We start from the raw sequence: 8,590 nt of genomic DNA on the forward strand, positions 1-8,590 counted from the left end.
CTTTTTTTATTTTTATAGAACTGAACATGCAGAAGTTCAGCAGATAAACGGCAAATTAGAAAGAAAAAGCCTCATTGCTACAGGCAGTATTTTGCTTGTGACCGCCTGGGCGGAACCTGCCCGGCGGATTAGCCGCCATAACACTGCTCATAAAAATAAAAGGAGCGCCTGAATGTCTTTGGCTGATATTCGTCTTGACGATAAGTACCGGCTCGCGACCGGCAATCTGTACCTGACTGGCACCCAGGCCCTGACCCGCCTGCCGATGCTGCAAAAGCAGCGTGATGAGGCACGAGGGCTGAATACCGCCGGTTTCATCTCCGGTTATCGCGGCTCGCCTCTGGGCAATCTCGACAAGAGCCTGTGGGACGCCAAGGACTACCTCAAGCAGAACGCAATCCACTTTCAGCCGGGCGTCAACGAAGAGTTGGCGGCGACGGCGGTGTGGGGAAGCCAGCAGGTCAATCTGTTTCCTGAAGGCAAATACGACGGCGTATTTGCACTTTGGTACGGTAAAGGGCCGGGTGTGGACCGTTGTGGCGACGTGTTAAAACATGCCAACTCGGCGGGCGTAGCAGCCAATGGCGGGGTATTGGTGCTGGCGGGGGACGACCATGGCTGCAAGTCGTCGACCATCGCCCACCAGAGCGAACATGCGTTCATCGCGTCAATGATTCCTGTGCTCAACCCCAGTAACGTTCAGGAAATCCTTGATTACGGGATCATCGGCTGGGAGCTGTCCCGCTACAGCGGTTGCTGGGTGGCGATGAAAACCATCGCCGAGAACGTCGATTCGTCGGCCGTGGTCGAGGTCGATCCACTTCGCATCACGACGCAGATTCCTGAAGACTTCGACATTCCTGAAGGTGGCTTGCACATTCGCTGGCCGGATCCGCCACTGGCTCAGGAGGCACGGCTCAATACCTATAAGATCTACGCTGCTCGCGCTTTCGCCCGTGCCAACCAGCTTAACAAGGTTGTAATTGATTCGCCGCAGCCAAGACTGGGCATTGTCACTACCGGCAAATCCTATCTGGATGTGCGTCAGGCTCTGGAAGAACTGGGCATCGATGAAGCGCTGTGTGCTCAAGTCGGTATTCGGGTGCTCAAGGTCGGCATGAGCTGGCCGCTGGAGCCGGTTTCGGTCCATGGTTTTGCTGAAGGCCTGGACGAGATTCTGGTAGTCGAAGAGAAGCGCAGCGTGATCGAGGATCAACTCACCGGTCAGCTCTACAACTGGCCAGTGGATCGCCGTCCGGTGGTGGTCGGCGAATTTGACGAGCAAGGCCTTTCGCTGCTGCCGAACCTGAGCGAGCTGACTCCCGCAATGATTGCCAGGGTGATTGCCAAACGCCTTGCGCCGTTTTACAGCAGCGACAAAATCGACGCGCGCCTGCAGTTTCTGGCTGACAAAGAGAAAGCCCTGCAAGCGCCCTTGTTCAACACCCAGCGTACCCCGCATTTCTGTTCTGGCTGCCCGCATAACACCTCGACCCGTGTTCCGGAAGGCAGTCGCGCACTGGCCGGAATTGGCTGTCATTACATGACCATCTGGATGGATCGGGCCACCGAGACCTTCACGCAAATGGGCGGCGAGGGCGTGACCTGGATTGGTCAGGCACCGTTTACCAACACGCCCCACGTGTTTCAGAACCTCGGCGACGGTACTTATTTCCACTCTGGTCATCTGGCCTTGCGTGCTGCGGTGGCCTCGGGCGTCAACATCACTTACAAAATCCTCTACAACGACGCAGTCGCCATGACCGGCGGACAGCCCATCGATGGCGTGCTGCGTGTCGATCAGCTCAGTCGTCAGGTATTCAACGAGGGCGTGCAACGCATCGCGCTGGTGTCCGATGAGCCGGACAAATATCCAAGCCGTGAAGGGTTTGCCCCGATCACCAGTTTTCATCATCGCCGCGATCTGGACAGCGTGCAGCGCGAACTGCGTGAATTTAAGGGCGTTTCAGTAATCATTTATGACCAGACCTGTGCCACGGAGAAACGTCGTCGGCGCAAACGCGGCACGATGAAGGATCTGGAAAAACGTGCGCTGATAAACACCGCCGTCTGCGAAGGCTGTGGCGATTGTGGCGTCAAGTCCGGCTGTCTTTCAGTGCTGCCCAAAGAGACCGCCCAAGGCCGTAAACGCGAGATCGACCAGAACGCCTGTAACAAGGATTTCAGCTGCGTCGAAGGTTTCTGCCCAAGCTTCGTCACCGTACATGGCGGCAAGCTGCGCAAGCCAGCGCTGCCGAATCAGGTGCAGAGCTTCGTGACATTACCTGAGCCTCACCCGCAGAGTCTGGATAGACCGTTCAATATCCTGCTGTCCGGCGTGGGCGGTACGGGCGTGACCACCGTGGGTGCCATGCTGGGCTATGCGGCCAACATTGAAGGCAAAGGCTGTAGCGTGCTGGATCAGGCCGGCCTGGCGCAGAAGTTTGGTCCGGTTGTCAGTCACATCCGCATCGCTGCACGTCAGCAGGACTTGTTTGCGGTGCGCATTCCCGCCGGAGAGGCCAACCTGTTGCTCGGCTGCGACTTGCTGGTAGCGGCGGGGCCGGATGCTATCGCCAAGCTCAATTCGACCTTTTCTCATGCCGTGGTCAACAGCCAGCAAACGCCAACTGCGGAATTCACCCGTAATCCGGATGCGGTTTTTCCAGTCGAGGCGATGAAACAAACCATCAGGGACGCTGTGGGGGCTGAAAAAACTCACTTTATCGAAGCGACTGATCTGGCGATTCGTTTGCTCGGCGATACCATTGCCAGCAACCTGTTCATGCTGGGCTACGCGTTCCAGCTGGGCTTCATTCCGCTCAGTTCTGCAGCCATTGAAAAAGCCATCGCACTCAACGGCGTGGCGGTCGAGCTGAATCAACAGGCTTTCCTGTGGGGACGGCGAGCAGCCCATGATCTGGCGGCTGTGCAAGCCATCGCTCATCCTCAGGAGCAAATTGTCGAAGCGCCGCAGCCCGTTGACCTGGCGCAACGCATCAAAGCCAACGTCGCTGCGCTGACCGATTACCAGAACGCCGCCTACGCTGAACGCTATACGCGTCTGGTTGAAAATGTGCGGCAGAACGAGATGCGCTTGTTCCCGGGGCAGTTGGCGGTACTGACTGAAGCGGTGGCGTTCAATCTGTTCAAGGTGCTGGCGTACAAGGACGAGTACGAAGTCGCGCGTCTCTACAGCAACGGCGATTTTACCCGTCAATTACAGACGCAGTTTGAAGGTGATTACCGGCTGGAGTTTCACTTGGCGCCGTCATGGTTGGCCAAGCGTGACAAGCTGACGGGAGAACCTCGTAAACGCAGTTTCGGACCCTGGATGCTCAAGGCGTTTGGCGGGCTGGCGAAGTTTAAATTCTTGCGGGGTACGGCGTTCGATCCATTCGGGCGCAGCCTTGAGCGTCAGCAGGAGCGAGAGTTGATCGAGGCGTATATCAGCGACGTCGAGCTGATCCTGCTCAACCTCAATGCCATGAATCGCCACACTGCACTGGAATTGGCGCGTTTGCCGGAGAAGATTCGCGGCTACGGGCACATCAAGGAACGCGCCATGAAGGCTGCGGGGCTACATGCCGAGCGGGTACGGCATAGTCTGTTGACGGGAGAAGTGGCGGCGCCGAAGTTGTTTGAGGTGGTGGCTTGAGATTTTAATGAGTCCGGCTACAGGATTACTGTGGCGGGCAGCACTGCTTTGACAGGGGATAGCTTTTCCTGTGGAAGCCGGGCTTGCCCGCGATGCAGACGCCGCAGTGTTGCAGGTTGACCGAGTTGTTCTTATCGCGGGCAAGCCCAGCTCCCACAGAGTTATGGGCTGGCCGCGCGATAGCGTCCTCTGACGTAAGCCGTCGCGGGCTAGCGTTGCTGGGCAGGCGATCACTTTCTCCTGTGGGAGCCGGGCTTGCCCGCGATGCAGACCCTGCGGTGTTGCAGGTGAACCGAGTTGTCCTTATCGCGGGCAAGCCCAGCTGATACAGGTTCTCGAAGGACCGGCTTCAGCCTGGAGGACGGTCTTCCGGCATCGTCACTCAGCCAGCACTTCAATTGCCACTAAGACCACTCCCTCGTTGACCATCTCTCCTTCGCTGCAATGCACGCCAGTAACGACTCCGGCCTTGTCAGCGCGGATGCTGTGTTCCATTTTCATGGCTTCCAGCACCACCAGTAGCGTACCCGCTTCAACGTTCTGGCCGGCTTCGACCAGAACCCGCACGATGCTGCCATTCATGGGCGCGGTCAGTCCGCCTTGAGGGGCGTGGCTGGCGTCTGCTGCTGTGATGGGATTGAAGCGTTTGACAGCATGCAGGTTACCTGCCCATTTCAGGAACAGGGTGTCGTCGCGACGCAGCGCCAGGTGTTGCTGACGCACGCCGTTTCGCTCAATCAATAACTGATCGCCAATCAATTGAAATGACGCTGCGCTGTCATCGTACAGTTTGATGATTTGCTCCCGATCATCGCAGGCCAGGTGCAGATCTACTTCACTTGCCATGCCAAAGCGCAGGCCCTTCATTGACGACCAGGGTGAGTGGGCATCGTCCTGACGCACGCGAGCAGGCTCGGTCTGACTGAACGCAGCAGCGGCCGCTTGCCAGAACTCTTCCGACAATGGAGTAGGCGGCGGCAACAGTTGCGCCTGATGGCGCGGAATGAAGTCAGTGTCCAGTTCGGCAGCAGCAAATGCCGGGTGGCAGATGATGCGTCGCAGAAACGGCAGGTTGGTTTTGACCCCACCCACAACGAACTCATCGAGCATCGCCAGGAGACGCAAACGGGCTTGCTCGCGGTCTTCCCCCCAGGCAATCAGCTTGCCGAGCATGGGATCGTAAAACGGTGAGATGCTGTCGCCCTGCGCCACGCCACTGTCGACCCTGCGCCCTGCGCCCTGCGAGCTTTCGCGATAAAGCGCCAGCGTCCCGGTAGCGGGCAGGAATTCATTGTCTGGATCTTCAGCGTACAACCGCACTTCGATGGCGTGGCCCATCAAAGGCACTTGCTCCTGAGTCATCGGCAGCGCTTGGCCCTGTGCGACTCGCAATTGCCATTCCACAAGGTCCAGACCGGTAATGGCTTCGGTCACAGGATGTTCAACCTGCAAGCGGGTGTTCATCTCCATAAAGAAAAACTCGCCTCGGGCATCGAGCAGAAACTCCACAGTTCCCGCGCCGACATAACCAATGCTCTGCGCCGCTTTAACCGCAGCTTCGCCCATGGCCTTGCGTAACTGCGGACTCAGGCCCGGCGCGGGCGCTTCCTCGACGACTTTCTGATGACGACGCTGGATCGAGCAGTCGCGTTCGTTGAGGTACAGGCAATGACCGTGCTGATCAGCAAACACCTGAATCTCCACATGGCGAGGTTTGAACAGGTATTTCTCGACCAGCATGCGCGAGTCGCCAAACGATGACGCTGATTCGCGTTGCGCCGAGGCAAGTGCGTCGGCCAGATCTTCGACACGCTCGACAACCTTCATGCCTTTGCCACCGCCGCCCGCAGTAGCCTTGAGCAGTACCGGGTAACCAATCTGCTCGGCTGCCTCGCGAAAGGTCGCCAGATCCTGCGCCTCGCCGTGGTAACCCGGTACCAGCGGCACACCAGCTTGTTCCATCAACGATTTGGCCGCGGACTTGCTGCCCATGGCGTCTATGGCGGAGGCGGGCGGGCCGAGGAAGATCAGGCCGGCGCTTTCAACGGCGCGAGCAAATTCGGCATTTTCGGAGAGGAAACCGTAACCGGGGTGAATCGCCTGAGCGCCACTGGCGAGGGCTGCGGCGATTAGTCTGGATATCTGCAGGTAGCTGTCGGCAGCTTTGCTGCCCCCCAGGTTGACCTTAATGTCTGCTTCCCGAGTGTGGCGGGCGTGTCTGTCTGTTTCGCTGTGAACAGCGACGGTGGTCAGCCCCAGGTTTTTCGCGGTGCGCATGATGCGGCAGGCAATTTCGCCACGGTTGGCAATCAATACAGTCGTTAGAGGGGAAGCGCTCATGGGCGTGGCTCCTTGGGCTGCTCGGTCTGCCAGGCGGGTGGACGCTTGTCCAGAAAGGCGCGCAGACCTTCCTGACCTTCAGGGCTGGTGCGAATCCGGGCGATAGCGTTTTCGCAATAGCGACGCAGGGCCGGCGTCAGTGCACCATTGCCCACTTCGCGCAGCAAGTCTTTGCTGGCTCGCATGGCCTGGGGGCTGTTCAGCAGCAGATTGCCGGTCCAGGTCTCCACTTGTTGCTCAAGTTCCTGCGGCGGATAACACTCGGCAATGAGGTCGATTTCCCGGGCACGCACACCGTCAAAGCGTTCGGCGGTCAGTGCATAGCGGCGGGCTGCGCGTTCGCCGATGGCCTGAACCACGAATGGACTGATCACCGCCGGTGCCAGGCCGATGCGCACTTCGGACAGACAAAACTGAGCGTTTGTGGCGCCAATGGCCATGTCGCAGCAACTGATCAGACCCAGCGCGCCGCCGAATGCTGCACCCTGTACTACCGCCAATGTCGGGATCTTCAGTTTGGCGAGGTTGTACATCAACTCGGCCAGTTCGCGGGCATCATCCAGGTTGGTGTTGTAGTCCAGATCGGCTGCCTGCTGCATCCAGGCCAGGTCCGCCCCCGCGCTAAAGTGCTTGCCGCGGCCGCGTATAAGGAGGAAGCGCAGGCTGGCATCAGCCTGAACTGCATCCAGCGCGAGGATCAGCTCGCGGATCATTTGCGCGTTGAACGCGTTGTTTTTCTCAGGCCGATTCAGCCAGAGCGTGGCGTAGCCTTGGGGATCTCGCAGCAGTTCGACGGTTTGAAAGTCAGTCATGAGGGTTTCCTGATCACATGCGGAACAGACCGAAGGTCGTTGGTTCGATAGGCGCATTCAGCGAGGCGGAGAGGGCGAGACCGAGGATGTCCCGGGTTTGTGCTGGATCGATCACGCCGTCATCCCATAGCCGGGCGCTGGAGTAATACGGATGCCCTTGATGTTCGTACTGGTCGAGGATCGGCTGTTTGATGGCCGCTTCCTGGCTGGCACTGAACGGTTCGCCGCTGCGCTCGGCCTGTTCGCGTTTGACCTGAACCAGCACGCCCGCCGCCTGCTCGCCACCCATGACGCCGATCCGCGCGTTGGGCCACATCCACAGGAAGCGGGGGTCGTATGCGCGTCCACACATCCCGTAATTACCCGCACCAAAGCTGCCGCCAATGATCACGGTGAATTTCGGGACTTTGGCGCAGGCCACCGCTGTCACGAGCTTTGCACCGTGCTTGGCGATGCCGCCGGCCTCGTATTTCTGTCCGACCATGAAGCCGGTGATGTTCTGCAGAAACAGCAACGGAATCCCGCGCTGGCAGGCCAGTTCGATGAAGTGCGCGCCTTTCTGTGCCGCTTCTGCGAACAGGATGCCGTTATTGGCGAGGATCGCGACGGGATAGCCATGCAGTCTTGCAAAGCCGCACACCAGGGTGGTGCCAAACAGCGCTTTGAACTCGTCGAACACCGAGCTATCTACCAGACGGGCAATGACTTCACGGACATCAAAAGGTTGTTTGGCATCAGCGGGGATGACGCCATACAGCTCGTCAGCGGCGTACAGCGGAGCAATGGGGGCTGCGTTATTCAAAGTGCCGAGTTTGTGCCAGTTAAGGTTGGCGATGCTGCGGCGTGCCAGCTCCAGTGCGTGTTCGTCGTTTTCGGCGTAATGGTCTGCAACCCCCGAGGTGCGGCAATGCACGTCTGCACCTCCCAGGTCTTCAGCGCTGACGACTTCGCCTGTCGCTGCCTTGACCAAAGGAGGCCCGGCGAGAAAGATGGTTGCCTGTTGGCGAACCATGATCGCTTCGTCGGCCATGGCGGGTACATAAGCGCCACCGGCGGTGCAGGAGCCCATTACGACGGCGATCTGCGGGATTCCTAGCGCGCTCATGTTGGCCTGATTGAAGAAGATCCGCCCGAAGTGCTCGCGATCCGGAAACACCTCATCCTGTCGCGGCAGATTGGCACCGCCTGAGTCGACCAGGTAAATGCACGGCAGGCGATTCTGCTGGGCGATGGTCTGAGCCCGCAGGTGCTTTTTGACCGTGAGGGGGTAATACGAGCCGCCTTTGACCGTGGCGTCGTTGGCGATAATCATGCATTCCACGCCTTCGACGCGGCCGATCCCGGCGATCACTCCGGCAGCGGGCACGTCTTCGTCATAAACGTGCAGCGCGGCCAGTTGAGCGATTTCAAGAAATGGCGATCCGCTGTCTAGCAGGCGATTTATCCGGTCTCTAGGCAGTAATTTGCCTCGAGAGGTATGGCGTTCCTGAGCTTTTGGCCCGCCACCTTGCTGGATTTTGGCGAGCAGGTTACGCAGTGCGTTGACCTGTTCCAGCAAGGTAGCGCTGTTGGTGGCGAATTCGGTGGAGCGGGTGTTGATGCGGGTCTGGAGGATGGTCATGGCTACTCCGGGTTTTTTTGCGCGCTATAAAAGATTCCGCGGTACGTCTGCCACTTTCGTCTCCTGCATCGCGGGCAAGCCTCGCTCCTATCAAACAAAATATAACTATCTGATTTGGAATGCTTTTTACTGTAGGAGTGAGCTTGCTCGCGATAGCTC

At 58.7% G+C, this 8,590-nt stretch carries 4 protein-coding genes; 1 reads left to right on the forward strand and 3 read right to left on the reverse strand.

Annotated features, from left to right (window positions below):
* Positions 1-172: 172 nt before the first annotated feature.
* Positions 173-3,658 (forward strand): indolepyruvate ferredoxin oxidoreductase family protein, encoded by a 3,486-nt coding sequence (locus RX972_RS26145; protein ID WP_316879794.1) that lies wholly within the window; start codon positions 173-175, stop codon positions 3,656-3,658.
* Positions 3,659-4,036: 378 nt separating this feature from the next.
* Here RX972_RS26145 and RX972_RS26150 read toward each other — a convergent pair whose 3' ends face one another.
* From RX972_RS26150 to RX972_RS26160, 3 genes are read right to left on the reverse strand one after another with little or no spacing between them, the layout of a single operon-like run.
* Positions 4,037-5,998 carry an acetyl/propionyl/methylcrotonyl-CoA carboxylase subunit alpha gene (locus RX972_RS26150; RefSeq protein WP_316879795.1) on the reverse strand — a complete coding sequence of 654 codons (1,962 nt, stop codon included), beginning with the start codon at positions 5,996-5,998 and terminating at the stop codon, positions 4,037-4,039.
* Positions 5,995-6,810, reverse strand: a complete 816-nt coding sequence (locus RX972_RS26155) for a gamma-carboxygeranoyl-CoA hydratase (RefSeq protein WP_099269480.1) — start codon at positions 6,808-6,810, stop codon at positions 5,995-5,997. Before RX972_RS26155 ends, RX972_RS26150 begins: the two co-directional genes overlap by 4 nt.
* 13 nt (positions 6,811-6,823) lie before the next feature.
* Entirely contained in the window at positions 6,824-8,431 is a 1,608-nt protein-coding gene (locus RX972_RS26160) for a carboxyl transferase domain-containing protein (RefSeq protein ID WP_122709083.1), read from the reverse strand.
* Positions 8,432-8,590: the final 159 nt, after the last annotated feature.

Origin of the sequence: Pseudomonas syringae group sp. J309-1, assembly GCF_032582135.1 — a bacterium.
In the GTDB taxonomy this organism is placed as follows: Bacteria; Pseudomonadota; Gammaproteobacteria; order Pseudomonadales; family Pseudomonadaceae; genus Aquipseudomonas; species Aquipseudomonas quasicaspiana.